Origin of the sequence: Escherichia sp. 94.0001, assembly GCF_013369155.2 — a bacterium.
Lineage (GTDB): Bacteria > Pseudomonadota > Gammaproteobacteria > Enterobacterales > Enterobacteriaceae > Escherichia > Escherichia coli_F.
The window spans coordinates 1-25407 of sequence record NZ_JABWMS020000020.1; the positions used below are offsets into that span (position 1 = coordinate 1).

The following is a 25407-nucleotide window of genomic DNA, read 5'->3' on the forward strand; positions in this document are numbered from 1 at the left end:
GATGCGGCGTAAATGCCTTATCCGGCCTACAAGAACGTGCAAATTCAACAAATTGTGCTTTGTTTTTGTAGGCCTGATAAGCGTAGCGCATCAGGCAATTAGCCCATCTTCTCCATGTGGAGAGGGGCCGCGCCGGATGCGGCGTAAATGCCTTATCCGGCCTACAAGAACGTGCAAATTCAACAAATTGCGCTTTGTTTTGTAGGCCTGATAAGCGTAGCGCATCAGGCAATCAGCCCATCTTCTCCATGTGGAGAGGGGCCGCGCCGGATGCGGCGTAAACGCCTTATCCGGCCTACAAGAACGTGCAAATTCAACAAACTGCGCTTTGTTTTGTAGGCCTGATAAGCGTAGCGCATCAGGCAATTAGCCCCACCGTCTCCATGTGGAGAGAGTGGGATTGGATTACTTACGACCTGCCAGCAGTTCCAGCACTTCATCCACGCTGGTGGTGTGTGCCAGACGCTCGATGACGGACTCATCATCCAGTGCGTTGGTCAGGCTGGTGATAACCTGAATGTGCTCGTTGTTACGGGCAGCAATACCAATCACCAGACGGGCAATGTCATCTTCTTCTTCACCGAAGCGCACGCCTTCCGGGTACTGGCAGAACACCACGCCCGTTTTCAGTACGCGATCTTTCGCTTCAACCGTACCGTGCGGTACCGCGATGGACTCACCCAGATAAGTCGGGGTCAGTTTTTCACGATCCAGCATCGCCTGAACGTATTCCGGCTCAACGTAACCGCCTTTCACCAGCTGCTCGCCAGCAAAACGAATCGCTTCTTCTTTGGTGGCCGCTTTGCGACCGAGGAAGATGTTTTCCGCGCCCAGTTTGAAGAGGTTAGCACTGGAATCGTCAAAGCTGTCTTTCAGACTGTCTTTCACTTTTACTTCGTTTTCAGTATGGCGCTGGGCAGCAACCAGACGTTCGGTCAGGCTGGTGTACAGGCCGCTGTCGAGGAAGTTGGTCAGCGAAATATGCTGTGCCTGCGGAACCTGGCGCATAGCGCGTTCGGTCAGGTCACGGTGAGTGATGACCAGGTCCACATCTGGCGGCAGGTTGTTGATCGCGCTGTTAGTAACAGAAATCTGCGACAGACCTGCATCCTGAATTTTCTTACGCAGCACACCTGCGCCCATCGCACTGGAACCCATACCGGCATCACAGGCAACGATGATTTTACGGACGTGGCTCAGGTCGTTAGTCACATCGCCCGCAGACAGCGGAGACGCACCTTTAGACTCAGCTTTCATGTCCTGCATACGACGAGTTGCTGCTTCAATATCATCTTCATCTTTCACTTTGCTGGTTTTCAGCAGAATGGCAGAGACAACGAAGGAGACTGCCATAGCCGCACACACACCCGCGATGTTAGCGAAGTAAGCACCTTTTGGTGTCATTGCCAGTACAGCAAGGATAGAACCCGGAGATGCCGGAGAAACCAGACCACCGCCCAGGATAGTCAGCGTGAACACGCCAGTCATACCGCCGAGGATAACGGCCAGAATCAGACGCGGATTCATCAGCACATACGGGAAGTAGATTTCGTGGATACCCCCCAGGAAGTGAATGATTGCCGCACCGCCCGCAGACTGTTTAGCGCTACCACGACCAAAGAACATGTACGCCAGCAGAACACCCATACCCGGACCTGGGTTAGCTTCAATCAGGAAGAAGATGGATTTACCCAGTTCATGGGACTGCTGAATACCCAGCGGCGAGAAGATACCGTGGTTAATGGCGTTGTTGAGGAACAGGATTTTCGCCGGTTCAACAAAGATAGACGCCAGCGGCAGCATGTCATGGACAACCATGAAGTTAACGCCCGCAGCCAGCATTTTGGACAGGGCTTCAACAATTGGACCAATGCCGAGGAACGCCAGAATAGCGAGGATCATCCCGATGATGCCAGCGGAGAAGTTATTCACCAGCATCTCAAAACCGGATTTGATCTTACCGTCTACCCAGCGGTCGAAGTGCTTAATGCACCAGCCGCCCAGCGGACCTGCAATCATAGAACCGAGGAACATCGGCATATCTGCGCCGACGATAACGCCCATTGTAGTGATGGCACCGACTACGCCGCCACGTTCGCCGCCTACCAGCTTACCACCGGTATAACCGATCAGCAGTGGCAGGAGATAAGTGATCATCGGCCCGACCAGCTTCGCCAGCGTTTCGTTCGGTAACCACCCTGTTGGAATAAATAGCGCGGTGATGATACCCCACGCGATAAACGCGCCGATATTTGGCATCACCATGTTGCTGAGGAAACGACCAAAGCTTTGCACTTTGATCTTAATATCGGATGACATAAAAACACCCCTTCTTATGTTTGCTGTCGCGCAGGCTGGAAGCCCGAGGTTTTTTGTTAATGTGGCGGCAGAGGTAGCCGGACCTTGTTGATAGTGCGAAATCTGGCACTGAATCGGTTAACTGTCCAGTCGACGGCTTTTTGTGTGATATCGGTCACATAAATATAGGGGGTAGAGAGGTAATTGACGTGATGTGCATCACAAAACTCTTGTGTAAAAAAGCAACAAGGCGGCGATTTTCGCTAAAAATGGCATTTAAATGTGAGTAATGTCACATTTTTGTTTTGTTAGTTTGTTGAATCTTTGTGATCTGAATCACAAGATATTTTCTTACGGCGTTCACCTGATGTGATCTGCAACATGTTATGCCTTCGTCATAAAATCGTTATGTAACTAAGCAACTCATCACCTCTAAAAATTATTCTTTGGTGTTATGGCGAGAATCGCAAACCGGAATTATTGTCAAAATATCAGCCTGACTCCCTTCTGGCTGCCAGCCAAAAAACAACACCGATAAACGTGAATCCGAGGCAGATATGTTTCTAAACTATTTCGCGTTGGGAGTGCTGATCTTCGTCTTTCTGGTGATTTTTTATGGAATCATCGCGATACATGACATCCCTTATCTGATTGCCAAAAAGCGCAATCACCCCCATGCCGACGCTATTCATACGGCGGGCTGGGTGAGCCTGTTTACTCTGCATGTTATCTGGCCGTTCCTGTGGATCTGGGCGACGCTCTATCAACCGGAGCGTGGCTGGGGTATGCAGTCACATGTTGCGTCGCAGGAGAAAGCGACTGACCCGGAAATCGCCGCACTTTCTGACCGAATTTCCCGGCTGGAGCATCAACTCGCCGCCGAGAAAAAGACTGACTATTCCACGTTCCCGGAGATCTAAATATGGATCTATTGATTGTTTTAACTTACGTGGCGCTGGCGTGGGCGGTCTTTAAAATCTTCCGCATTCCGGTAAATCAGTGGACGCTGGCGACGGCGGCGCTGGGAGGCGTGTTTCTGGTAAGCGGTTTGATTTTGTTGATGAACTACAACCACCCTTACACTTTTACCGCACAGAAAGCGGTGATTGCTATTCCCATCACGCCACAGGTGACGGGGATCGTGACTGAAGTCACTGACAAGAATAATCAGCTTATTCAGAAGGGCGAGGTGCTTTTTAAGCTCGACCCGGTACGTTATCAGGCGCGAGTCGACAGACTTCAGGCTGACCTGATGACGGCGACGCATAATATAAAGACGCTGCGCGCGCAGCTCACTGAAGCGCAGGCCAACACCACCCAGGTTTCAGCGGAGCGCGACCGTCTGTTTAAAAATTATCAACGTTACCTGAAAGGCAGCCAGGCGGCGGTAAATCCGTTCTCAGAACGTGATATCGACGATGCGCGGCAGAATTTTCTCGCGCAGGATGCGCTGGTGAAAGGTTCGGTGGCGGAACAGGCACAAATCCAGAGCCAGCTCGACAGTATGGTTAACGGTGAGCAATCGCAGATTGTCAGCTTAAGAGCGCAACTTACTGAAGCTAAATATAACCTTGAGCAGACTGTCATTCGCGCACCGAGCAATGGCTACGTTACTCAGGTACTGATCCGCCCAGGTACATACGCAGCTGCCTTGCCGCTACGTCCGGTGATGGTTTTCATCCCCGAGCAAAAACGGCAAATTGTCGCCCAATTTCGGCAGAACTCGCTGTTACGTCTGAAACCCGGCGATGATGCGGAAGTGGTGTTTAACGCGTTACCTGGACAGGTGTTCCACGGCAAACTGACCAGCATCTTGCCGGTGGTGCCTGGTGGTTCGTATCAGGCGCAAGGGGTATTGCAATCATTAACGGTCGTGCCCGGCACGGACGGTGTGCTGGGAACCATTGAACTGGACCCTAACGATGATATCGATGCCTTACCCGACGGCATCTACGCCCAGGTGGCAGTTTACTCCGACCATTTCAGCCATGTTTCGGTGATGCGGAAGGTGCTGCTAAGAATGACCAGTTGGATGCATTATCTTTATTTGGATCATTGAGACTTGTATCACCTGTGTTTTGCGCGAGCCTGAGCCATACTGATATTTTTCCTCGCACAAAGGACTCGGCATGAAACTCGTCGGTAGCTACACCAGCCCGTTTGTACGCAAACTTTCTATTCTGTTGTTAGAAAAGGGCATAACTTTCGAATTTATTAATGAACTGCCCTATAACGCGGACAACGGCGTGGCGCAATTTAACCCGTTAGGGAAAGTGCCGGTGCTGGTGACTGAAGAGGGCGAATGTTGGTTTGATTCGCCGATCATCGCTGAATATATTGAATTAATGAATGTCGCTCCGGCGATGTTGCCGCGCGATCCGCTGGAGTCGTTGCGGGTGCGCAAAATTGAGGCGCTGGCGGATGGCATTATGGATGCCGGGCTGGTGTCGGTGCGTGAACAGGCACGTCCGGCGGCGCAGCAGTCTGAAGATGAATTATTACGCCAGCGGGAGAAAATCAACCGCAGCCTGGATGTGCTGGAAGGATATCTGGTCGATGGCACGCTCAAAACCGATATGGTCAATCTGGCGACTATCGCCATTGCCTGTGCCGTCGGATATCTCAATTTCCGCCGCGTTGCGCCAGGCTGGTGTGTCGACCGCCCACACTTAGTCAAACTGGTCGAAAACCTGTTTAGCCGCGAAAGTTTTGCCCGCACCGAACCGCCAAAGGCTTGATGCGCGATATGTCCTCCTGACCCATCTCACGTTACAATCCATGGTTATGTTAAACGCCCTTCTCCGTGTGAGAGGGCCTTGATCAGCCAGGTTTCCTATGACAACCGAAACGCGTTCCCTCTATAGTCAACTTCCGGCTATTGATCGCTTATTGCGCGATAGCTCTTTCCTTTCTTTGCGTGATACCTATGGTCACACCCGCGTGGTGGAGTTGCTGCGTCAGATGCTTGACGAAGCGCGAGAAGTGATTCGTGACAGCCAGACGCTACCCGCGTGGTGTGAAAACTGGGCGCAAGAAGTCGATGCCCGGCTGACGAAGGAGGCGCAGAGCGCGCTGCGTCCGGTGATCAACCTGACGGGAACCGTGCTGCATACCAATCTTGGGCGAGCTTTACAGGCAGAAGCCGCGGTGGAAGCCGTTGCGCAGGCTATGCGTTCGCCAGTGACCCTCGAGTACGATCTGGACGACGCCGGACGCGGACATCGCGATCGGGCGCTGGCGCAGCTGCTGTGCCGTATTACGGGGGCGGAAGATGCCTGTATCGTTAATAACAATGCGGCGGCGGTCTTGTTGATGTTGGCGGCCATTGCCAGCGGGAAAGAGGTTGTGGTTTCTCGCGGCGAACTGGTGGAGATTGGCGGTGCGTTTCGTATTCCCGATGTTATGCGCCAGGCAGGCTGCACACTACACGAAGTGGGGACCACCAATCGCACGCACGCTAATGATTATCGCCAGGCGGTGAATGAAAATACCGCGCTGTTGATGAAAGTACATACCAGTAACTACAGCATTCAGGGATTCACCAAAGCGATAGATGAAGCGGAACTGGTGGCGCTCGGCAAAGAGCTCGATGTTCCCGTAGTAACTGATTTAGGCAGTGGCTCGCTGGTTGATCTTAGCCAGTACGGTTTGCCGAAAGAGCCAATGCCGCAGGAGTTGATTGCGGCGGGCGTCAGTCTGGTGAGCTTCTCCGGCGACAAGCTGTTAGGCGGGCCGCAGGCAGGAATTATTGTTGGTAAAAAAGAGATGATCGCCCGCCTGCAAAGCCATCCACTGAAGCGTGCATTACGCGCGGATAAAATGACCCTCGCGGCGCTGGAAGCCACGTTGCGTCTTTATTTACACCCTGAGGCGCTGAGTGAAAAATTACCGACCCTGCGTCTGCTTACCCGCAGCGCAGAGGTCATTCAAATCCAGGCACAACGTTTACAGGCCCCCCTTGCCGCACATTACGGCGCGGAGTTTGCGGTACAGGTTATGCCATGTCTTTCGCAGATTGGCAGTGGTTCGCTGCCGGTTGATCGCCTGCCGAGCGCGGCATTAACGTTTACACCCCATGATGGACGCGGTAGCCACCTTGAGTCATTAGCCGCCCGCTGGCGTGAATTGCCAGTGCCGGTGATTGGTCGTATTTATGACGGACGATTGTGGCTGGATTTACGCTGCCTTGAAGATGAGCAACGGTTTTTGGAGATGTTGTTGAAATGATTATTGCGACTGCCGGACACGTTGACCACGGCAAAACAACCTTATTGCAGGCGATTACTGGCGTAAATGCCGACCGTCTGCCGGAAGAAAAAAAGCGCGGCATGACCATCGATCTCGGCTATGCCTACTGGCCGCAGCCGGATGGTCGTGTTCCGGGTTTTATCGACGTTCCCGGTCATGAAAAGTTTCTTTCCAACATGCTGGCGGGCGTTGGTGGTATCGATCACGCGCTGTTGGTGGTGGCGTGCGATGACGGCGTGATGGCACAGACTCGTGAGCATCTGGCGATTTTGCAGCTGACCGGTAACCCGATGCTGACAGTGGCGCTGACCAAAGCCGATCGCGTGGACGAAGCGCGTGTTGATGAGGTTGAACGCCAGGTAAAGGAGGTACTGCGGGAATACGGTTTTGCTGAGGCAAAACTGTTTATCACCGCAGCAACCGAAGGTCGGGGAATTGATGCTCTGCGCGAACATCTGCTTCAGTTGCCGGAACGCGAACACGCCAGCCAACATAGCTTCCGCCTCGCTATCGACCGTGCTTTTACCGTAAAAGGTGCCGGGCTGGTCGTCACCGGTACGGCGTTAAGCGGGGAAGTGAAGGTAGGTGATTCACTCTGGCTGACTGGTGTAAATAAACCGATGCGCGTGCGTGCGCTGCATGCGCAAAATCAGCCAACAGATGCAGCTCATGCCGGGCAGCGTATTGCGCTTAACATCGCGGGTGATGCGGAAAAAGAACAGATTAACCGTGGGGACTGGTTGCTTGCCGATGCGCCGCCGGAGCCGTTTACGCGGGTGATAGTCGAGCTTCAAACTCATACACCGTTGACCCAGTGGCAGCCGCTGCATATTCACCACGCCGCCAGCCACGTTACAGGACGCGTTTCGCTGCTGGAAGATAACCTTGCCGAGTTGGTGTTCGACACGCCGCTGTGGCTGGCAGATAACGATCGCTTAGTGCTACGCGATATCTCGGCCCGCAACACGCTGGCGGGGGCGCGCGTGGTGATGCTTAACCCGCCGCGTCGCGGTAAACGTAAGCCGGAATATCTGCAATGGCTGGCGTCTCTTGCACAGGCGCAGAGCGATGCCGATGCGTTAGCTATTCATCTGGAACGTGGAGCGGTTAACCTTGCTGATTTCGCCTGGGCGCGCCAGCTCAACGGCGAAGGGATGCGTGAACTGCTGCAGCAACCGGGCTATATTCAGGCCGGTTACAGCTTGCTGAATGCACCGGTTGCCGCTCGTTGGCAGCGTAAAATTCTCGATACCCTGGCGACTTATCATGAGCAGCATCGCGATGAACCAGGTCCTGGGCGCGAGCGTCTGCGGCGCATGGCGTTGCCAATGGAAGATGAAGCGCTGGTGCTGTTGCTGATTGAAAAGATGCGCGAAAGCGGCGACATCCTCAGTCATCACGGTTGGCTGCATCTGCCGGATCATAAAGCGGGATTCAGCGAAGAGCAGCAGGCCATCTGGCAAAAAGCAGAGCCGCTGTTTGGTGACGAGCCGTGGTGGGTGCGTGACCTGGCAAAAGAGACGGGAACCGACGAGCAGGCAATGCGTTTGACGCTACGCCAGGCGGCGCAGCAGGGGATAATTACCGCGATCGTTAAAGATCGTTATTACCGTAACGATCGGATTGTCGAGTTTGCCAATATGATCCGCGATCTCGATCAGGAATGTGGTTCAACCTGCGCGGCGGATTTCCGCGATCGCTTAGGCGTAGGCCGAAAGCTGGCAATTCAAATCCTGGAATATTTTGACCGCATTGGCTTTACGCGGCGTCGTGGAAATGATCATTTATTGCGCGACGCATTATTATTTCCGGAAAAATAAGGAAATGATTAATTAATTTTTAAAATAAATTAATACAAAATTCTTATGATTTTAAAAAAAGCACATTGTTTAATGAATACAATGTGCTTTTTATTAGATTAATTTTGATAATCAATAATACTGATCATATTTTCAAATGAAAATCCTCAGTAAGCTGCCCGCCCTTTTTTACACTTTCAGGAGTGTGTTATGGCAGCTTCAACCTTTTTTATTCCTTCCGTGAATGTTATTGGTGCTGATTCATTGAATGATGCAATGAATATGATGGCAGATTATGGATTTACCCGTACCTTAATTGTCACCGACAATATGTTAACGAAATTGGGTATGGCGGGTGATGTGCAAAAAGCACTGGAAGAACGCAATATTTTTAGCGTTATTTATGATGGCACCCAACCTAACCCCACCACGGAAAACGTCGCTGCAGGTTTGAAATTACTTAAAGAAAATAATTGCGATAGCGTGATTTCCTTAGGCGGTGGTTCTCCACACGACTGCGCAAAAGGTATTGCGCTGGTAGCGGCCAACGGTGGTGATATCCGTGATTATGAAGGCGTTGACCGCTCTGCAAAACCGCAGCTGCCGATGATCGCCATCAACACCACTGCGGGTACTGCATCAGAAATGACTCGTTTCTGCATCATCACCGACGAAGCACGTCACATCAAAATGGCGATTGTTGATAAGCACGTGACTCCGCTGCTTTCTGTCAATGACTCCTCGCTGATGATCGGTATGCCGAAGTCACTGACCGCTGCAACGGGTATGGATGCCTTAACGCACGCTATCGAAGCGTATGTGTCTATTGCCGCCACGCCGATCACCGACGCTTGCGCACTGAAAGCGGTGACTATGATTGCCGAAAACCTGCCCTTAGCCGTTGAAGATGGCAGCAATGAGAAAGCGCGCGAAGCAATGGCTTACGCTCAGTTCCTCGCGGGTATGGCGTTCAACAATGCGTCTCTGGGTTATGTTCATGCGATGGCGCACCAGTTAGGTGGTTTCTACAATCTGCCGCACGGTGTATGTAACGCCGTTCTGCTGCCGCACGTTCAGGTATTCAACAGTAAAGTCGCTGCTGCACGTTTGCGTGACTGCGCTGCTGCGATGGGTGTTAACGTGACAGGTAAAAACGACGCGGAAGGTGCAGAAGCGTGCATCAATGCCATCCGTGAACTGGCGAAGAAAGTGAATATCCCGGCAGGCTTGCGTGACCTGAACGTGAAAGAAGAAGATTTCGCGGTACTGGCGACCAATGCCCTGAAAGATGCCTGCGGCTTTACTAACCCGATTCAGGCAACTCACGAAGAAATTGTGGCGATTTATCGCGCGGCGATGTAATCATCATTCCCACAATGGCTGGCTAATTGTCAGCCATTTTTTCAACTCTCTCAAAATTTGCGATTTTTGAGAGAGTTTTAGTTATCTCTGTAATCCTTGCCCGTAAATTCGTGATATCCGTCGTAAAGCTATCACCAGCTGGCGAAGATTTCGCCAGTCACGTCTACCCTTGTTATACCTCACACCGCAAGGAGACGATCATGACCAATAATCCCCCTTCAGCACAGATTAAGCCCGGCGAGTATGGTTTCCCCCTCAAGTTAAAAGCCCGCTACGACAACTTTATTGGCGGCGAATGGGTAGCCCCTGCCGACGGCGAGTATTACCAGAACCTGACGCCGGTGACCGGGCAGCTACTGTGCGAAGTGGCGTCTTCGGGCAAACGAGACATCGATCTGGCGCTGGATGCTGCGCATAAAGTGAAAGATAAATGGGCGCATACTTCGGTGCAGGATCGCGCGGCGATTCTGTTTAAGATTGCCGATCGAATGGAGCAGAACCTCGAACTTTTAGCGACGGCTGAAACCTGGGATAACGGCAAACCCATTCGCGAAACCAGTGCTGCTGATGTACCGCTGGCGATTGACCATTTCCGCTATTTTGCCTCGTGTATTCGGGCGCAGGAAGGCGGTATTAGTGAAGTGGATAGCGAAACCGTGGCTTACCACTTCCACGAACCGTTAGGCGTGGTGGGGCAGATTATCCCCTGGAACTTCCCGCTGTTGATGGCGAGCTGGAAAATGGCCCCTGCGCTGGCGGCGGGCAACTGCGTGGTGCTGAAACCCGCACGTCTTACCCCGCTTTCTGTACTGCTGCTAATGGAAATCGTCGGTGATTTACTGCCGCCGGGCGTGGTGAACGTGGTCAATGGCGCAGGTGGGGAAATTGGCGAATATCTGGCGACCTCGAAACGCATCGCCAAAGTGGCGTTTACCGGCTCAACGGAAGTGGGCCAACAAATTATGCAGTACGCCACGCAAAATATTATTCCGGTAACCCTGGAACTGGGCGGCAAGTCGCCAAATATCTTCTTTGCTGATGTGATGGATGAAGAAGATGCCTTTTTCGATAAAGCGCTGGAAGGCTTTGCACTGTTTGCTTTTAACCAGGGCGAAGTTTGCACCTGTCCAAGCCGTGCTTTAGTGCAGGAGTCTATCTACGAACGCTTTATGGAACGCGCCATCCGCCGTGTCGAAAGCATTCGTAGCGGTAACCCGCTCGACAGCGTGACGCAAATGGGCGCGCAGGTTTCTCACGGGCAACTGGAAACCATCCTCAATTACATTGATATCGGTAAAAAAGAGGGCGCAGACGTGCTCACCGGTGGGCGGCGCAAGCTGCTGGAAGGCGAACTGAAAGACGGCTACTACCTCGAACCGACGATTCTGTTTGGTCAGAATAATATGCGCGTGTTCCAGGAAGAAATTTTTGGTCCGGTGCTGGCGGTAACCACCTTCAAAACGATGGAAGAAGCGCTGGAGCTGGCGAACGACACGCAATATGGCCTGGGCGCGGGTGTCTGGAGCCGCAACGGTAATCTGGCCTATAAGATGGGGCGCGGCATTCAGGCCGGGCGAGTGTGGACCAACTGTTATCACGCTTACCCGGCACATGCGGCGTTTGGTGGCTATAAGCAGTCGGGTATCGGGCGCGAAACCCATAAGATGATGCTTGAGCATTACCAGCAAACCAAGTGCCTGCTGGTGAGCTACTCAGATAAACCGTTGGGGCTGTTCTGATGTAAGAAGCTGGTCGCATCGGGTATTCATTGCCTGATGCGACGCTTTCGCGTTTTACCAATTCAAATGTCTACGTCTTGAATGACTGAATATTGATTGAACTTAATTACGAGTCTCCTCGCATCTTTTCAACAAGTTACTGCACACCGTTATTCTTCTTCCGAACGGCATTCCTGAGTCAACTTTATCCCCCTGACGGCCCATATAAATCGCGCTATCGTGATTGTTATTGCTAAATGTGTGTGTATCGTGTGTATAATCATGGAAGGGCAGGGATGTGAAAAGTGCAGACGTGATCGCCATCCTGAAGCAGCATGGCTGGGAACATATTCGAACCCGTGGTAGTCATCATCAGTTCCGCCACCCTGTCCATCCGGGTCTGGTGACGGTTCCGCACCCTAAAAAAGATATTAAGCCCGGTACGCTGGCGCAAATTGGGCGTCAGGCTGGTTTAACATTTTAAAATTTCAGGAGGCAATATGTTTTATCCCGCCTATATCCACAGTGATCCTGACGGCAGCGCCAGCGGTTTTTTCCCTGATGTTCCAGGCTGTTATTTTGCTGGTGATACGCTGGACAACGCTTTCCAGGATGCGCGAAGTGCACTGGTCGCGCACTTCGAAACCTTATGCGAGATGAATGAAGAGTTGCCGCTTCCAGGCTCTGTGGAAACACATCTGGTCCAGCGTGCGCAGGACTTTATTGGCGGGCAATGGTTGCTGGTGGATATCAATATGAATCAGTTCGAAGGTCGGGCTGAACGTATCAATATTACGATGCCGAAAAGATTACTGAACAAGATTGATACCTACGTGCGCAATAACCCAGACTACGCCAACAGAAGTGCGTTTCTGGCGGAAGCTGCCCGGCGTGTATTGCCGGGCGTTTAATCTCGCGTTTCGATGGTGAGCGGGCGGACCAGGCTGTACAGCCACAGACCAAAACAAGCGATGGTGCCAATCACCACGGTGAGGAACACACTGACTGACAGGCCTGCAAGCAATCCCGCAGGCAGGGCCAGCAGGCCGTGGATCACGGTGTCGTTCCATCTCACCTGATCGTAGCCAAACATGCCTAAAACGCCGCAAACCAGACCGTAAATCACCATTGGTGTTCCGAGGCCAATCAGCAATAAACGGTAGATAATTGAAGGTTTAATACGCTTTATCTGTACTGTGGATGTTTTACTGGGGTTATTCATTAGTTTGGTCAATAGTTCCATTATTTCAATATGATAAACCTCGACCTGTTGAAAAGCCAGGTAGCACACTTCAGAAAGTATATAAAAAACAATATGTCGTTATATAAATAAGGAAATTGCACTGCATCATGGCATTTCATAATATGCGTTAATTGTTCTTTTTTATATTCTCTGAGGGAAATATGTTCCTGGACTATTTTGCACTGGGAGTGCTTATTTTTGTATTTCTGGTGATATTCTATGGGATTATTATTTTACATGATATTCCCTACCTGATTGCTAAAAAACGTAATCATCCTCATGCCGACGCCATTCATGTTGCTGGTTGGGTGAGTCTTTTTACGCTGCATGTTATCTGGCCATTTTTGTGGATTTGGGCCACGCTTTACCGCCCGGAGCGGGGATGGGGAATGCAAAACCATGACTCCTCCGTTGTGCAACTACAACAGCGTATTGCCGGGCTGGAGAAACAGCTCGCCGACATCAAATCCTCTTCTGCCGAGTAATACTTATGGATTTACTGATTATTTTGACCTATGTGGCTTTCGCATGGGCAATGTTTAAGATCTTCAAAATTCCTGTAAATAAATGGACCATTCCCACCGCGGCCCTGGGTGGCATATTTATTGTCAGCGGTCTAATTCTGTTAATGAACTATAACCATCCGTATACCTTTAAAGCGCAAAAAGCGGTTATTTCTATTCCTGTTGTCCCGCAGGTGACAGGCGTGGTGATCGAAGTGACGGACAAGAAAAATACGCTGATTAAAAAAGGTGAGGTGCTATTTCGACTGGACCCGACGCGTTATCAGGCGCGGGTGGATCGGCTGATGGCGGATATCGTTACCGCAGAACATAAACAGCGGGCGTTGGGCGCAGAGTTAGATGAGATGGCGGCGAATACTCAGCAGGCAAAGGCCACGCGGGATAAATTCGCTAAAGAGTACCAGCGTTACGCACGCGGCAGCCAGGCGAAAGTAAACCCGTTTTCAGAACGCGATATTGATGTGGCGCGGCAAAATTATCTGGCGCAGGAAGCCTCCGTAAAGTCATCGGCGGCGGAACAAAAACAGATCCAGAGCCAGCTGGATAGCCTGGTGTTGGGTGAACATTCTCAAATCGCCAGCCTGAAAGCGCAGCTCGCGGAAGCAAAATATAACCTTGAGCAGACGATAGTGCGTGCGCCGAGCGATGGTTATGTGACCCAAGTGCTGATTCGTCCGGGTACCTATGCCGCATCGCTGCCGCTACGTCCTGTGATGGTGTTTATACCCGATCAGAAACGACAAATTGTGGCGCAGTTCCGTCAGAACTCCTTGCTGCGACTGGCTCCCGGCGATGATGCGGAAGTGGTGTTTAATGCTCTGCCAGGTAAGGTATTCAGCGGTAAGCTGGCAGCCATTAGTCCAGCTGTTCCCGGCGGAGCTTATCAGTCGACCGGCACCTTACAGACGTTAAACACAGCACCGGGTTCAGATGGCGTTATCGCGACCATTGAACTGGATGAGCACACTGAGTTGAGCGCTTTACCAGACGGTATTTACGCCCAGGTGGCGGTTTACTCTGATCATTTCAGCCATGTCTCGGTGATGCGCAAAGTGCTGTTACGCATGACCAGTTGGGTGCATTACCTTTATCTCGATCATTAATCTTCGCTTTCCGCCGCTTGTTCAGGCCGCAGTTGCTGCGACTGAGCAAGCTGGTGGCGAATTTCACGCAGCATTTCATCCAGCACATACTGGACCCGCCAGGGCTGGTATTCCCGTTTACGGAAGATAGCCACCAGATCCAGCCACCATTCATACGGTTGCTGAAAGCAGGGCACCAGCGTGCCGTCTTGCAGGTCGCTCTGCACACTTTTGTCTGGCGCAAACACAATCCCCAGGTGATTTCGTGCCAGCTCCAGCGCCGATTGCGTGTTGTCGCAAACGTAATTTCCCTTCACGCGATAATCCCGCACCTCTTTACTCCCGGCGACGTTGAAGCGCCAGATATTCGCGTCGTCGATCATCATCGAGTCGATCAAAATACAGGAGTGATGTTCGAGTTCGTCAGGACGGCTAATGGGATGTTTCTCAAGATAGCGCTGACTGGCATAAGCGGTTACGGCATATTGCGTAATAAAACTGGCAACCAGCGATTCATCTTTTGGTGGAGCATAGCTGATTAAAACATCACAATCATCGGGAAATTCGACACCTTCATAAAAGGCATTACGCTCAAGATTGCAGGTTTTTAGCGATAAGGTGATATCACCGATATCTTTAATTTTATCGATAACATGTTTGGATAAATAGGTAATTATGCCGGTTGGGGCGTAGATGGTGACCCGACCACGTTTCTCATGCTTATAATCTGCAATAAAATTATTAAGTTGCTCGTTTCTGTCCAGCATGTCGTTGATGTACGGTAACAGCGCGGTACCAAAAGGTGTGAGCATCAGCTGCCGGGTGGTTCGGTCAAAGACTTTTAAACCTACTTTTGATTCAAAATCAGCAAGATATTTGCTGACGTTGGCCTGTGCGAATCCAAGTACAGTCGCGGCATGGCTGATATTTTCACTGGCAGCGATTACCGAGATAATTTTTAACTCCCGGTACTTAAGTTGTAATTTTGTCATCGCAACAGCCCAATTATATATAATTTTATATATTACTATATAAATATGAATCTTGCACCGGAGAAATTGTAAGCATTATTATGCCGACTCTTTTTTATCTTATTTTAAAATGGAATACCGGACATGTTAATTAACCGCAATATTGTGGCGTTATTTACGTTGCCTTTTATGGCAAGCGCTACTGCTTCTGAATTATCCATTGGTGCTGGTGCAGCTTATAATGAATCGCCTTATCGTGGTTATAATGAAAATACAAAGGCAATTCCGCTGATTAGTTATGAAGGTGATTCTTTTTATGTTCGTCAGACCACGTTAGGTTTTATTCTGTCGCAAAGTGAAAAAAATGAACTTAGCCTGACCGCATCCTGGATGCCGCTGGAATTTGACCCTGCAGATAATGACGATCATGCCATGCAACAGCTTGATAAGCGTGATAGTACGGCTATGGCGGGGGTTGCCTGGTATCACCACGAGCGTTGGGGAACCGTGAAAGCCTCTGCGGCTGCGGACGTTCTGGATAACAGCAACGGCTGGGTGGGGGAGCTATCGGTATTTCACAAAATGCAGATAGGTCGCCTGTCGCTGACACCTGCACTGGGCGTTCTCTATTATGACGAGAATTTCAGTGACTATTACTATGGCATTTCAGAGAGTGAGTCCCGTCGTAGCGGTCTGGCAAGTTATTCCGCGCAGGATGCCTGGGTGCCCTATGTCAGCCTGACGGCAAAATACCCGATAGGAGAGCACATCGTATTGATGGCGAGTGCCGGATACAGCGAGCTGCCGGAAGAGATTACCGACAGCCCGATGATTGATCGTAATGAGAGTTTTACCTTTGTCACCGGCGTGAGCTGGCGTTTTTAATTTACCGGTGGATGTCGGTGCGGCTGGCCTACGCTCTCGCACTGACCTTCAGGCTTGATAAGACGCGTTAAGCGTCGCATCAGGCAATGTGCACCCTACGTTGGATGCGGCGCGAGCGCCTTATCCAACCTACGGATGGCAATGCTTTTCTTCATTCACCCAGATCCGCATTTCGCCTTCACCCCGGTTGGCCCAGCTAAACCACGGGATAAACGTCAGAGTTTGCGGCTGGCGTTTGGCTGGCGCACTATCGTAATGCCACAGCGGTTGCTGCTCTGGATTGCTCTGTTCATACCGGTAACCCGGTGCCTGGATTAAGATCTTATGGTGGAACAATCCATTACCTTCAAATGTCGTAAATAGCGCATCGGCGGGCAGCCACAGGTTATGCAGTGACTCGCCGTTGTCGGCCTGTTCCAGGCAATACACCAGCGGGCCGCGCTGAATCGCCACTTTTCCGGCGACGTGACGCACCAGCGGGTTACCGTAAACGCGACGTACCGGCATTGGCAAAGTCAGATTCAGCGTGTCGCCCTCCTGCCATTCGCGGGTAATGTGCAAATACCCTTTACGAATATCCTGCTCGACCTCTTCCCCATTCAATGTAATCTGCGGCTGTGTGCACCAGTCCGGCAGACGTAAAGCCAGCGTATGACGCACCGGCTGGGGCGATTCAACCGCAATTGTCACCTGTTCCTGCCACGGATAGTTTCCGCTAACCCGCAGACGCAGCGTGCCATTTTCTACCGGCACTTCCATGCTGTTTCCTGCGTAGATGTTGATATACAACGCATCTTCACGCGGCGTGTAGAGATAATGACCAATCGAGGTTAGCACACGGGCGATATTTGGCGGACAACAAGCGCAACCAAACCAACGCTGGCGGATCGGCTTAACGTGATCGTAGATATGGTTGAATTTCAGCGATTTTGGATGTACTTCCAGCGGATTCACATAGAAGAAATGTTTGCCATCCAGCGCCATGCCGCCGAGCACGGTGTTGTACAGTGCGCGCTCCATCACATCGGCATAGTGACTGTCGCCTTCCATTTCCAGCATTCGCCGGGCGAACATCATCAGACCGATGGAAGCACAGCTTTCGGCGTATACCGTGTCATTCGGCAGATCGTAATCGCTGCTGAACGCTTCGCCGCTGCTTTGTGAGCCAATGCCGCCGGTAATATATAACTGACGCTGGGCCATATTGTTCCACAGCCGCAGGCAGTCCTGACGCTTGCTTTCATCGTGACTTAAACGCGCGAGATGCGCGACGCCGGTCATCAGGTAGACAAAACGTACCGCGTGACCAATGGCGGTTTGCTGCTGTGCGATGGGCAAATGTGCCTGGCTGTAGGCTTTGTCTTTCACCATCCACGCCGGGCCGTAGGTGTGCCAGTGCGAGGTCTGCCCGCGCTTTTCATATTCCTGGTCGTAATAGTGCGGTTGCGCACCACGCTGTTCGACAAAATAGTGGGTCAGCGCCAGGTAGCGCGGCTCTTCGGTCACTTCATACAGGCGCATTAGTGCCAGTTCAATTTCCGGGTGACCAGGATAACCGTGTAACTTACTTTCACCTGGACCAAATACGCTGTCGATATGATCGGCCAGACGGCAAACCACTTCCAGCAAGCGCCGCTTGCCCGTGGCCTGGAAGAAGGCGACTCCGGCTTCAATCAGATGACCGGCGCAGTAAAGTTCATGACACTCCGCCAGATTGCTCCAGCGTTCTTCGGGCGCTTTTACCGTAAAGTAAGTATTGAGATAGCCATCTTCGCACTGGGCGGAAGCGACCAGTTCGATTACCTCGTCAGCAGTTTTTTCCAGTTCGGCATCCGGCTTCTGGCACAGCGACCAGGCTACCGCTTCCAGCCATTTGGCGACGTCGCTGTCCTGAAACACCATCCCGTAAAATTCACCGTCTTGCAGTCCTGCGGCAATGCGAAAGTTTTCAATCGCATGGCTGGGTTCCGCTTCTGGGATACGATCGTTCAAGGCATCCCACTGATAAGGAATCACCACGTCGCGGACCAGTTGTTGGTACTGACCGAGGAACGGATCGCTGACCGTCAGTTTATGCAGATCGACTTCCGAAATGTTCATCTTGTGCTCCTTAAGGCTGTACATGACGCTGACGCAGGTCGCTAGCAATGCGTGACATCATAGGGTTATTGAGTTTGCAAAAGCGGATCGCCATCGCCAGCAGCAGGTGGAACAGCGCAGGCAGCAATGTTTCCATCGCCGCGATCCCGCCAAGCGAACTGGCGGTCTGGTTTTCCACGCCTGGCTGGTAGGCGACAAAAATAAACAGCAGGCTGATGATCCCGGCGCTGGAGGCCCAGGCCAGCTTGATGAAAAACAGATTGAAGGCGAAGTTCATGCCGGAAGAACGTACGCGGGTTTTCCACTCGCCGTAGTCATCGGCAAAGGCCATCAATGAGAAGTGCAATGGCAATGTGAAGCCAAGAATCACGCCATTACCAAGGATCACCGCCAGCCACAGCGTTTGATAAGCCGGGCCAGAAGGCAGGAACCACATCAACACCGCCAGCGCGGCGAGGAGCAGGTTGGTGTAGTAGTAAATTTTGACGGTATCGAAACGTCGCGTTAACGGGCTGACAATCACCGAGCCGATAATGGAGGCGAAGGTGACCATAGTGAAGAACAGCGACGTGTAGCCCGTACTGCCTTGTAAGACGTAGGTAATGAAGTACATATACCCACCACCGCGAATATTAAAGACGTTAATCAGCAGGAAAGACATGACCAGCATCAGCAGCAGTTGGTCGTTGTTTCGCAGCCCGGCAAGATGTTCGCGCAGGGTAAATTTCCCCATTGTGGAGAGTGGCACCCGTTCACGAACCCAGAAGAAACAGCACAGGAACATCACCACAGCGATGGCGCACAGCACGCCGACGCCCAGTTGATAGCCGCGCGCGGCATTACCCTGACCGAAGAGATCCACCATCCACGGCAAGCCAACCGAAACCAGAAATCCTGCCACGCCGCAGAGAACGAATCGCCAGGACTGGCACGAAATTACCTCATTGTGGCGGGTCGTCATGGTGTTGATCAGCGCGCAGTACGGCACGTTGATGGCGGTATAACCGACTGAAAGGAGCAGGTAAGTGCCGAACGCCCAGGCGATTTTTACTCCCATGCTGGCATCTGGCACGGTGAACGTCAGGATGCCGATAATGCCGATGGGAATGGCAATCCACAACTGCCACGGACGAAAGCGCCCCCAGCGACTTTGCGTCCGGTCGGCAATGACGCCCATCACCGGGTCGGAGATGGCATCAAACACGCGCAGTGCAATAAACAGCGTGCCGACCAGCGCCGGAGTTAAGCCAAAAACGTCGGTGTAGAAAAAGGTGAGAAAGTTCATGATCAGGCAAGTTATTACGGTGCCGCCTGCGTCACCCAGGCCGTAGCCTATTTTTTCCCGTACAGATAACGCATCGTCAATTTTACCTTTAGCGATATCAGCGGTAGTAATCGGTGTAGAGGTCATAGATATTCCTCGTGCATAGGGAGCAATTTTTAGTTTTATTGAAATGACATGATTAATTCTGCCGTGAACGGGAATATCAACAAGGCGAGAAAAGAGTAAAAAAAAGGTGACGATTCCGACCTGAATTTAAAAGTGTGAATTGGATCAGGTGAAATTAATGTTTTTGATTAATAATCAAAAGGTAATGTGTTTAATCATTAATGAATAAGCGGGAAATTACATATCAATGCTCGAATTATCCATGACGTTACCGATTAAAGTGCAAAATGGTGGATTATTTATTTCCCGTGGCGTAGGGAGGCATCCGGCAAGGCGGCTGGAGTCATGGGAAATTATCTTTGTCGAAAAAGGTCGATTAGCGATTCAGGAAGAAGAGCGGATATTTCTGGTCGATGCGGGAGAGAGTTTATTACTCTGGCCGAACCGACAGCATGTTGGGGTAGAGGATTTTCCCGCTGACCTTAAATTTTACTGGCTACATTTTGAGGTTAAAGCGCCGGATAGCGACCCGCGCTGGCTCACTCATCTTAGCGTGCCGCAACAAACGAAGGTTGCCGATCCGCAGGCGCTGGTGGCCCTGTTTCGCCAGTTCTTAAGCGAACAGGAAAAGCATCAACGCACTCCGGCGCTGGAGTTTATTGTGCTGCTGATTTTGCAGCAACTCACCCGTGACGCGCGTCTTGATGAACAGGCCGATGCCGCAGGTACCACGCTTGCCTGGAAAGCGCAGAAACTGATCCGCACGCAATATCATCGCCCGCTTTCCACTGCGCTTTTAGCCCGCGAGCTGTACTGCAATGCCGATTATCTTGGGCGCGTCTATCGGCGGGTGTTTCATCTGACGTTAACAGAAGCAATCCACCGCCAGCGGGTGCGCGAAGCCGAAAAGCTGTTAATTAGCGAAGCGCGATCGCTCACGGAAGTGGCGGCGTTGTGCGGGTTTAATGACGTTGGCTATTTCCGACAGATTTTTCGCAAACACACCGGTTTAACGCCAGCTGCGTGGAAGCGACGTTACAGTAAGGAACATATCAATTCGTAGTGCCGGGGCAATGAAGCCCCGGCGTGAGAGATTACTGCCCGTAATAGGCATTGGCCCCATGCTTACGCAGGTAATGCTTATCCAGAAGTTCGTTTTGCATCGCAGGAAGCTGCGGCGCAAGCTGGCGCGAGAACAGGCCCATATAGGCGCACTCTTCGAGTACCGCGGCATTATGCACCGCATCGGCGGCGTTATTGCCCCAGGCGAACGGACCGTGAGAATGCACCAATACCGCCGGGATTTGTGCCGGACTCCTGCCGCGTTCTTCGAAAGTTTCAATGATCACTTCGCCGGTCTGATATTCATATTCGCCGTTAATCTCCGCTGCGGTCATCTGTCGCGTGCAGGGGATTGCGCCATAGAAATAATCGGCGTGCGTAGTGCCCCAGGCGGGGAGATCCAGCCCGGCCTGCGACCAGATGGTGGCGTGGCGCGAGTGGGTATGCACAATACCGCCAATTTCTGCATAGCGACGATAAAGCGCCAGATGCGTTGGCGTATCGGACGAGGGCTTTTTGCTACCTTCCACCACCTTGCCGCTGGCTATCTCAACCACCACCATATCGTCGGCGGTCATCACGTCGTACTCGACGCCGGAAGGCTTAATTACCATCCATTGCCGCGTCTCGTCTACCGCACTGACATTGCCCCAGGTGAACGTCACCAGATGGTGAGCGGGAAGCGCCAGATTCGCCGCCAGCACGTCGGCTTTCAATCGCTCTAACATATAAATCCGGCCTCCTGCATACGCGCTTCAATCCAGCGCCGCGCCTGAATAATCTCCAGCACCGGCTCTTTGGCTTTTTCGGTCCACATCTCAATCAGAAATGATCCGCGATAGTTCAGTTCATGCAGCGTTTTGAAGATGCCAACGAAATCGACGCAACCTTCGCCAAACGGCACGTCGCGGAACTGTCCGGGGCTTTGCTCGGTGACTGGCTGGGTGTCTTTCAGGTGGATGGCGGCGATACGGTCAATGCCCAGTTTCAGTTCAGCGGGAACATCATTGCCCCAGGCGCTGAGGTTGCCGACGTCCGGGTAGACGGTGAACCACGGCGAGGCGAGCCTCTCGTCCCATTTTTTCCATTTGCTGATGGAGTTCATAAACGCGGTATCCATAATCTCCACCGCCAGCATTACTTGTGATGCCGCCGCCTGTTCGACCGCCCACGCCAGCCCTTCAGCAAAACGTTGCTGGGTGCCTTCGTCGTGGTCTTCGTAATAGACGTCATAACCCGCCAGTTGAATGGTGCGAATGCCGAGATCGCGCGCCAGGCGAATCGCTTTACTCATGATTTCCCGCGCCCGTTCGCGCACCGCCTCGTCCCGGCTGCCAAAGGGAAAGCGACGATGTGCGGACAGACACATTGACGGAATGGCAACACCCGTTTCGATCATCGCAGTGACCAGCGAAGCACGTTGTGCGGCGCTCCAGTCAAGGCGCGACAGACGCTCGTCGGTTTCATCCACCGACATTTCGACAAAATCAAAGCCACAGCTTTTCGCCAGCACCAGCCGCTCCGGCCAGGAGAGATCTTTCGCCAGTGCTTTTTCATAAATCCCTAACGGATGATTACGCACGTGCGCCTCCCCAGATAGCGTCGATTTGCGCATGGAAGTCGGCAGCTACCTGTGCCGGATTTGCTGCTCCTGCCAGCGCCCGCCCGGCAATAAACGCTTTCACGCGGATATCTTTAAACAGCGGCAGGTCAGCAGGCGTAATCCCGCCGGTAATGGAAAGCTCAAGGCCGATATCGGAAAGCGCCTTCATGCGTGCCAGATCGGCTTCGCCCCACTGTTGCCCGCTGGCCTGCGCGTCACGACCACGATGATAAATCGCCTGCCGCACGCCAATACGATGCCAGTCGCGGGCGTCGTCCAGCGTCCAGTTACCAAAAAGCTCTATCTGGATTTCACCACCGCAGCGTTGCGCCATCGCGTGGCCTTTTTCCACCGTCGCGAGCGGTGCGGCGCAGATGATGGTCATCCAGTTAGCGCCTGCGCCAAACGCCTGTTGCGCGAGCGTTTCACCAGCATCGGCGACCTTCCAGTCAGCAACGATGATTTTGTCCGGGCACTGTTCGCGCAAGGCTTTCACCGCGCCAAGCCCTTCGTTTAAACAGAGAATAGTGCCTGCTTCGACGATATCGACGCTGTCTTTTAACAGCGTAACGTCGCGCTGTGCGGCTTCAAGTGATGAGTGGTCGAGGGCCAGTTGCAGAAGTGGTCTGCTCATAATGTGTTCTCCTTAACGCGGGCATGAAAGCCCTGTAGTGCGGCAATGAGGTGCTGATAGCGTTGGTATTTTTGTTGGTAAAGCTGATGGGCGGTCATATCCGGTAACAGGGTACGCACCGGGTGCTGTTGATCGCGCTGGGCTTCGCTGAAATCGCGATAAACTCCGGTGCCGACGCGGGCGGCAAGCGCCGCGCCAAAACAGCCCGTTTCTTGCACCTGCGGCAGTTCGATACGCAGTCCGCTAACGTCCGCCAGCATTTGCATCCAGACATCGGAGTGCGCCGGGCCGCCAGTGACGCGCAGGGTGTGCACATCAGTAAAACGTTCGCGCATCCGGTTGAGGTGAGTCATATGGCTGAACACCACGCCTTCATAAATGGCCTGCAACAGGTGTGCGCGGGTGTGAATGGCCTGCATCCCGTAGAAACCGCTGGTCATCTCGAGTCCGGCGTTGCTGCCGTACAGGAACGGCAGGAAAAAGAGATCGCCACCGGCTTTCGGTAAGCTGGCAACAGCCTGGTTGATCTCTGCAAACGAGATTTCTCCCCACTGCGCGGTAAACCATTCGAGATTGCCGGAAGAGGTAGGGCTGGCTTCGTGAACGATAAATTCACCGTCGTTAACGTAGCGGCCATAGACATACGGATGCGCTTCACCGCCACCTAAACCGCTGGTTATGCCGCTGGTCACCGCCCAGGTCCCCATCACCGCATTGAGGGTAAATTCGTCTTCGATTCCGGCGCAGAGTGCGGTAGAAACCACATCAAACAGGCCGCCGACAACGGGCGTACCCGCTTTCAGACCGGTCAGTGCGGCTGTCTGAGCGGTGATTTCCCCGCAGATTTCGGCAGATCCAACAACAGGCGGCAGGGCGTGATTGATTTCACTGATCCCCAGCCAGTCGGTGAGGCACGGGTCATATTCCCCGCGACTCATGTTGTAGAGATTGGATTCGGAAATATTGCTCTCTTCACAGCCTTTGACGCCGGTTAAACACCAACGCAGGTAGTCGTGCGTCATCATCACGCAGCCAATTTGCGCGTAGCGTTCTGGTTCGTGCTCTTTCAGCCAGCGTAACAGCGACACCGGATGCCCGGTCCACAAGGTTTGTCGGGTCAGCGGGTAGAGTTTTTCCGGGATGCTATCTTCCTGCCAGCGACGAACGATTTCCATCGCCCGGCGATCCGAGGACAAAATGGCGTTACCGAGCGGCTTGTCGTTTTTATCCAGCAAAAACAAGCCCTTTCCCTGTGCAGAGATACCGATGCCGACAATTTGCTCCCCGCTAACGCTGGAATGGGTAAGCAGGGCGCGAATGACAGCCATGCAGCATTGCCACAGTTCTTCCATATCACGTTCTGCCCAGCCTGGCTGCGGGCTTAATGCGCACAGCGGCAGGCGCTGCACGCCTGCCTCCCGGCCTTCGCGGTCATACAGTCCGGCTTTTAGCCAGCTTCCGCCACAATCTAACCCCAGCCAGTATTGCGTCATGGCTTATTGCACCTCATCCACGGCTTTCAGCAGTTCATCGCCCTGCGGAACATCTTTTACAAACATGTCGCGGACCTGAGTACCCAGTACGTCGCTAAAGGCTTTGCGATCAAGTTCGGTGATGACTTCCACGCCAGCGTCTTTCATGCCGTCGATGATTTTTTGCTGATTTTCGGCGACCAATTTGCGCTGGTAATTACCCGCTTCTTGTGCAGATGAAATTAGCGCTTGCTGGAACTCCGGGCTTAAGCCATCAAATTTCGCTTTGTTGATCACTACCAGAAGCGGGGAATAGGCATGGTGAGTCAGAGATAGGTACTTCTGCACTTCATAAAATTTTGCCGACCAGACGACGTTGATGGGATGTTCCTGAGCGTCGATAGTGCGTGTTTCCAGTCCGGTATAGACTTCGGCAAACGGCATCGGGATAGGGTTAGCGCCAAATACTTTAAATGCGGCGATATTCATCGGGCTGTTGTTGGTGCGGATTTTCAGCCCTTTCAGGTCGCCAGGCGTTTTAACCGGTTGGCGTGAGTTGGTGACATCGCGCCAGCCGTTTTCCCAGTAGGCCAGTACTTTCAGTCCCTTACCTTCAAGGGAGGCCTTCAGTTCATCGCCGACTTTGCCGTCGAGTGTTTTATGCGCGTGGGCGGTATCGCGGAACAGGAAAGGAACATCCAGCAGGTTCATCACAGGTGATAATCCGGCAAAGTTATTCGAGCCAGACATCTCCATATCAATAGTGCCGCCACGCACGCCACTGATCATCGCTTGTGCGTTACCGAGAGTACTGTCCGGGAACAGTTTTAATTTCAGCTCGCCTTTGGTTCTCTCCTGCAATAAATCATTAAATTTTTTCGCTGCAATATGTTGTGAGTCGGTTTGTGAGGTTTCATAACCGAAACGTAATGATTGTGCCGCCAGCGAAGACGTACTGAATGCAGCGAGGCCAGCAATGAATAATGCGTAGGTTACAGAGCGTAATTTCATTATAT

General features: G+C 52.3%; 24 protein-coding genes. 13 read left to right on the forward strand and 11 right to left on the reverse strand.

Going from position 1 to position 25407, the window contains the following annotated elements; all coding sequences use genetic code 11:
• Both HEN33_RS26180 and mtlA read right to left on the reverse strand, forming a co-directional pair.
• Positions 1-232: hypothetical protein (locus HEN33_RS26180; protein WP_207108964.1), on the reverse strand; the 232-nt coding region annotated here is incomplete at its 3' end.
• 173 nt (positions 233-405) lie between these two features.
• Entirely contained in the window at positions 406-2319 is a 1914-nt protein-coding gene (mtlA, locus tag HEN33_RS11880) for a PTS mannitol transporter subunit IICBA (protein ID WP_000093242.1), read from the reverse strand.
• A gap of 536 nt (positions 2320-2855) precedes the next feature.
• Here mtlA and HEN33_RS11885 point away from each other — a divergent pair.
• From HEN33_RS11885 to HEN33_RS11925, 9 genes are all read left to right on the forward strand, one after another.
• On the forward strand, positions 2856-3218 hold the full coding sequence (locus tag HEN33_RS11885) for a DUF3302 domain-containing protein (RefSeq protein WP_000479624.1): 363 nt from the start codon (positions 2856-2858) through the stop codon (positions 3216-3218).
• Between the two features lie 2 nt (positions 3219-3220).
• Entirely contained in the window at positions 3221-4357 is a 1137-nt protein-coding gene (locus HEN33_RS11890) for an HlyD family secretion protein (protein WP_000364939.1), read from the forward strand.
• Positions 4358-4427: 70 nt separating this feature from the next.
• Complete coding sequence (locus HEN33_RS11895) at positions 4428-5036, forward strand: glutathione S-transferase (protein WP_000779790.1); 609 nt, start codon at positions 4428-4430, stop codon at positions 5034-5036.
• A 97-nt stretch (positions 5037-5133) separates the two neighbouring features.
• Complete coding sequence (gene selA / locus HEN33_RS11900; RefSeq protein ID WP_176263525.1) at positions 5134-6525, forward strand: L-seryl-tRNA(Sec) selenium transferase; 1392 nt, start codon at positions 5134-5136, stop codon at positions 6523-6525.
• A complete protein-coding gene (gene selB / locus HEN33_RS11905; RefSeq protein ID WP_176263524.1) occupies positions 6522-8366 on the forward strand; it encodes a selenocysteine-specific translation elongation factor in 1845 nt (614 codons plus the stop codon). The genes selA and selB overlap by 4 nt, the downstream gene beginning before the upstream one ends.
• 189 nt (positions 8367-8555) lie before the next feature.
• On the forward strand, positions 8556-9707 hold the full coding sequence (yiaY, locus tag HEN33_RS11910; RefSeq protein WP_000741504.1) for an L-threonine dehydrogenase: 1152 nt from the start codon (positions 8556-8558) through the stop codon (positions 9705-9707).
• A 200-nt stretch (positions 9708-9907) separates the two neighbouring features.
• A complete protein-coding gene (gene aldB / locus HEN33_RS11915) occupies positions 9908-11446 on the forward strand; it encodes an aldehyde dehydrogenase AldB (protein ID WP_000183978.1) in 1539 nt (512 codons plus the stop codon).
• A 277-nt stretch (positions 11447-11723) separates the two neighbouring features.
• A complete protein-coding gene (locus HEN33_RS11920) occupies positions 11724-11909 on the forward strand; it encodes a type II toxin-antitoxin system HicA family toxin (RefSeq protein WP_000833473.1) in 186 nt (61 codons plus the stop codon).
• 16 nt (positions 11910-11925) lie between these two features.
• On the forward strand, positions 11926-12336 hold the full coding sequence (locus tag HEN33_RS11925) for a type II toxin-antitoxin system HicB family antitoxin (protein WP_000499744.1): 411 nt from the start codon (positions 11926-11928) through the stop codon (positions 12334-12336).
• Here HEN33_RS11925 and HEN33_RS11930 read toward each other — a convergent pair.
• Positions 12333-12647: a hypothetical protein gene (locus tag HEN33_RS11930; RefSeq protein ID WP_001064341.1), complete on the reverse strand. Its 315-nt coding sequence runs from the start codon at positions 12645-12647 to the stop codon at positions 12333-12335. The genes HEN33_RS11925 and HEN33_RS11930 overlap by 4 nt on opposite strands.
• 182 nt (positions 12648-12829) lie before the next feature.
• Between HEN33_RS11930 and HEN33_RS11935 the strand changes: the two genes are divergently transcribed.
• Both HEN33_RS11935 and HEN33_RS11940 read left to right on the forward strand, forming a co-directional pair.
• On the forward strand, positions 12830-13153 hold the full coding sequence (locus HEN33_RS11935; RefSeq protein WP_000478193.1) for a DUF3302 domain-containing protein: 324 nt from the start codon (positions 12830-12832) through the stop codon (positions 13151-13153).
• A 5-nt stretch (positions 13154-13158) separates the two neighbouring features.
• Positions 13159-14295, forward strand: a complete 1137-nt coding sequence (locus tag HEN33_RS11940; protein ID WP_000364885.1) for an HlyD family secretion protein — start codon at positions 13159-13161, stop codon at positions 14293-14295.
• On the opposite strand, the gene HEN33_RS11945 is transcribed toward HEN33_RS11940, so the two are convergent.
• Entirely contained in the window at positions 14292-15266 is a 975-nt protein-coding gene (locus tag HEN33_RS11945; RefSeq protein ID WP_000164020.1) for a LysR family transcriptional regulator, read from the reverse strand. The two genes, HEN33_RS11940 and HEN33_RS11945, sit on opposite strands and share 4 nt — an antisense overlap.
• A gap of 123 nt (positions 15267-15389) precedes the next feature.
• Here HEN33_RS11945 and HEN33_RS11950 point away from each other — a divergent pair, with 123 nt between their 5' ends.
• Positions 15390-16130, forward strand: coding sequence for a MipA/OmpV family protein (locus HEN33_RS11950; RefSeq protein ID WP_000906829.1), 741 nt, complete (start codon positions 15390-15392; stop codon positions 16128-16130).
• A 129-nt stretch (positions 16131-16259) separates the two neighbouring features.
• On the opposite strand, the gene HEN33_RS11955 is transcribed toward HEN33_RS11950, so the two are convergent.
• Both HEN33_RS11955 and HEN33_RS11960 read right to left on the reverse strand, forming a co-directional pair.
• On the reverse strand, positions 16260-18230 hold the full coding sequence (locus HEN33_RS11955; protein ID WP_176262780.1) for a glycoside hydrolase family 127 protein: 1971 nt from the start codon (positions 18228-18230) through the stop codon (positions 16260-16262).
• A gap of 10 nt (positions 18231-18240) precedes the next feature.
• Positions 18241-19641 (reverse strand): MFS transporter, encoded by a 1401-nt coding sequence (locus tag HEN33_RS11960; protein WP_000204811.1) that lies wholly within the window; start codon positions 19639-19641, stop codon positions 18241-18243.
• A 226-nt stretch (positions 19642-19867) separates the two neighbouring features.
• Here HEN33_RS11960 and HEN33_RS11965 point away from each other — a divergent pair, with 226 nt between their 5' ends.
• Positions 19868-20683, forward strand: a complete 816-nt coding sequence (locus HEN33_RS11965; protein WP_000891823.1) for an AraC family transcriptional regulator — start codon at positions 19868-19870, stop codon at positions 20681-20683.
• Between the two features lie 31 nt (positions 20684-20714).
• Here HEN33_RS11965 and araD read toward each other — a convergent pair whose 3' ends face one another.
• Genes araD through yiaO form a run of 5 tightly spaced genes read right to left on the reverse strand, consistent with a single transcriptional unit; the run spans position 20715 to position 25402 of the window.
• Entirely contained in the window at positions 20715-21410 is a 696-nt protein-coding gene (gene araD, locus HEN33_RS11970) for an L-ribulose-5-phosphate 4-epimerase (protein WP_176262781.1), read from the reverse strand.
• Complete coding sequence (locus tag HEN33_RS11975; RefSeq protein WP_135513458.1) at positions 21404-22264, reverse strand: L-ribulose-5-phosphate 3-epimerase; 861 nt, start codon at positions 22262-22264, stop codon at positions 21404-21406. Before HEN33_RS11975 ends, araD begins: the two co-directional genes overlap by 7 nt.
• Positions 22257-22919 carry a 3-keto-L-gulonate-6-phosphate decarboxylase UlaD gene (gene ulaD, locus HEN33_RS11980; RefSeq protein ID WP_000089480.1) on the reverse strand — a complete coding sequence of 221 codons (663 nt, stop codon included), beginning with the start codon at positions 22917-22919 and terminating at the stop codon, positions 22257-22259. Before ulaD ends, HEN33_RS11975 begins: the two co-directional genes overlap by 8 nt.
• Positions 22916-24412 carry an L-xylulokinase gene (lyxK, locus tag HEN33_RS11985; protein ID WP_134736271.1) on the reverse strand — a complete coding sequence of 499 codons (1497 nt, stop codon included), beginning with the start codon at positions 24410-24412 and terminating at the stop codon, positions 22916-22918. The genes ulaD and lyxK overlap by 4 nt, the downstream gene beginning before the upstream one ends.
• A 3-nt stretch (positions 24413-24415) precedes the next feature.
• Complete coding sequence (gene yiaO / locus HEN33_RS11990) at positions 24416-25402, reverse strand: 2,3-diketo-L-gulonate TRAP transporter substrate-binding protein YiaO (protein ID WP_176262782.1); 987 nt, start codon at positions 25400-25402, stop codon at positions 24416-24418.
• Positions 25403-25407: the final 5 nt, after the last annotated feature.

Excerpts from the sequence above, each read along its gene's own strand:
- mtlA (WP_000093242.1), bottom strand. The coding sequence starts at position 2,319 with ATGTCATCCGATATTAAGATCAAAGTGCAAAGCTTTGGTCGTTTCCTC.
- HEN33_RS11885 (WP_000479624.1), top strand. The coding sequence starts at position 2,856 with ATGTTTCTAAACTATTTCGCGTTGGGAGTGCTGATCTTCGTCTTTCTG.
- HEN33_RS11890 (WP_000364939.1), top strand. The coding sequence starts at position 3,221 with ATGGATCTATTGATTGTTTTAACTTACGTGGCGCTGGCGTGGGCGGTC.
- HEN33_RS11895 (WP_000779790.1), top strand. The coding sequence starts at position 4,428 with ATGAAACTCGTCGGTAGCTACACCAGCCCGTTTGTACGCAAACTTTCT.
- selA (WP_176263525.1), top strand. The coding sequence starts at position 5,134 with ATGACAACCGAAACGCGTTCCCTCTATAGTCAACTTCCGGCTATTGAT.
- selB (WP_176263524.1), top strand. The coding sequence starts at position 6,522 with ATGATTATTGCGACTGCCGGACACGTTGACCACGGCAAAACAACCTTA.
- yiaY (WP_000741504.1), top strand. The coding sequence starts at position 8,556 with ATGGCAGCTTCAACCTTTTTTATTCCTTCCGTGAATGTTATTGGTGCT.
- aldB (WP_000183978.1), top strand. The coding sequence starts at position 9,908 with ATGACCAATAATCCCCCTTCAGCACAGATTAAGCCCGGCGAGTATGGT.
- HEN33_RS11925 (WP_000499744.1), top strand. The coding sequence starts at position 11,926 with ATGTTTTATCCCGCCTATATCCACAGTGATCCTGACGGCAGCGCCAGC.
- HEN33_RS11930 (WP_001064341.1), bottom strand. The coding sequence starts at position 12,647 with ATGAATAACCCCAGTAAAACATCCACAGTACAGATAAAGCGTATTAAA.
- HEN33_RS11935 (WP_000478193.1), top strand. The coding sequence starts at position 12,830 with ATGTTCCTGGACTATTTTGCACTGGGAGTGCTTATTTTTGTATTTCTG.
- HEN33_RS11940 (WP_000364885.1), top strand. The coding sequence starts at position 13,159 with ATGGATTTACTGATTATTTTGACCTATGTGGCTTTCGCATGGGCAATG.
- HEN33_RS11945 (WP_000164020.1), bottom strand. The coding sequence starts at position 15,266 with ATGACAAAATTACAACTTAAGTACCGGGAGTTAAAAATTATCTCGGTA.
- HEN33_RS11950 (WP_000906829.1), top strand. The coding sequence starts at position 15,390 with ATGTTAATTAACCGCAATATTGTGGCGTTATTTACGTTGCCTTTTATG.
- HEN33_RS11955 (WP_176262780.1), bottom strand. The coding sequence starts at position 18,230 with ATGAACATTTCGGAAGTCGATCTGCATAAACTGACGGTCAGCGATCCG.
- HEN33_RS11960 (WP_000204811.1), bottom strand. The coding sequence starts at position 19,641 with ATGACCTCTACACCGATTACTACCGCTGATATCGCTAAAGGTAAAATT.
- HEN33_RS11965 (WP_000891823.1), top strand. The coding sequence starts at position 19,868 with ATGCTCGAATTATCCATGACGTTACCGATTAAAGTGCAAAATGGTGGA.
- araD (WP_176262781.1), bottom strand. The coding sequence starts at position 21,410 with ATGTTAGAGCGATTGAAAGCCGACGTGCTGGCGGCGAATCTGGCGCTT.
- ulaD (WP_000089480.1), bottom strand. The coding sequence starts at position 22,919 with ATGAGCAGACCACTTCTGCAACTGGCCCTCGACCACTCATCACTTGAA.
- lyxK (WP_134736271.1), bottom strand. The coding sequence starts at position 24,412 with ATGACGCAATACTGGCTGGGGTTAGATTGTGGCGGAAGCTGGCTAAAA.
- yiaO (WP_176262782.1), bottom strand. The coding sequence starts at position 25,402 with ATGAAATTACGCTCTGTAACCTACGCATTATTCATTGCTGGCCTCGCT.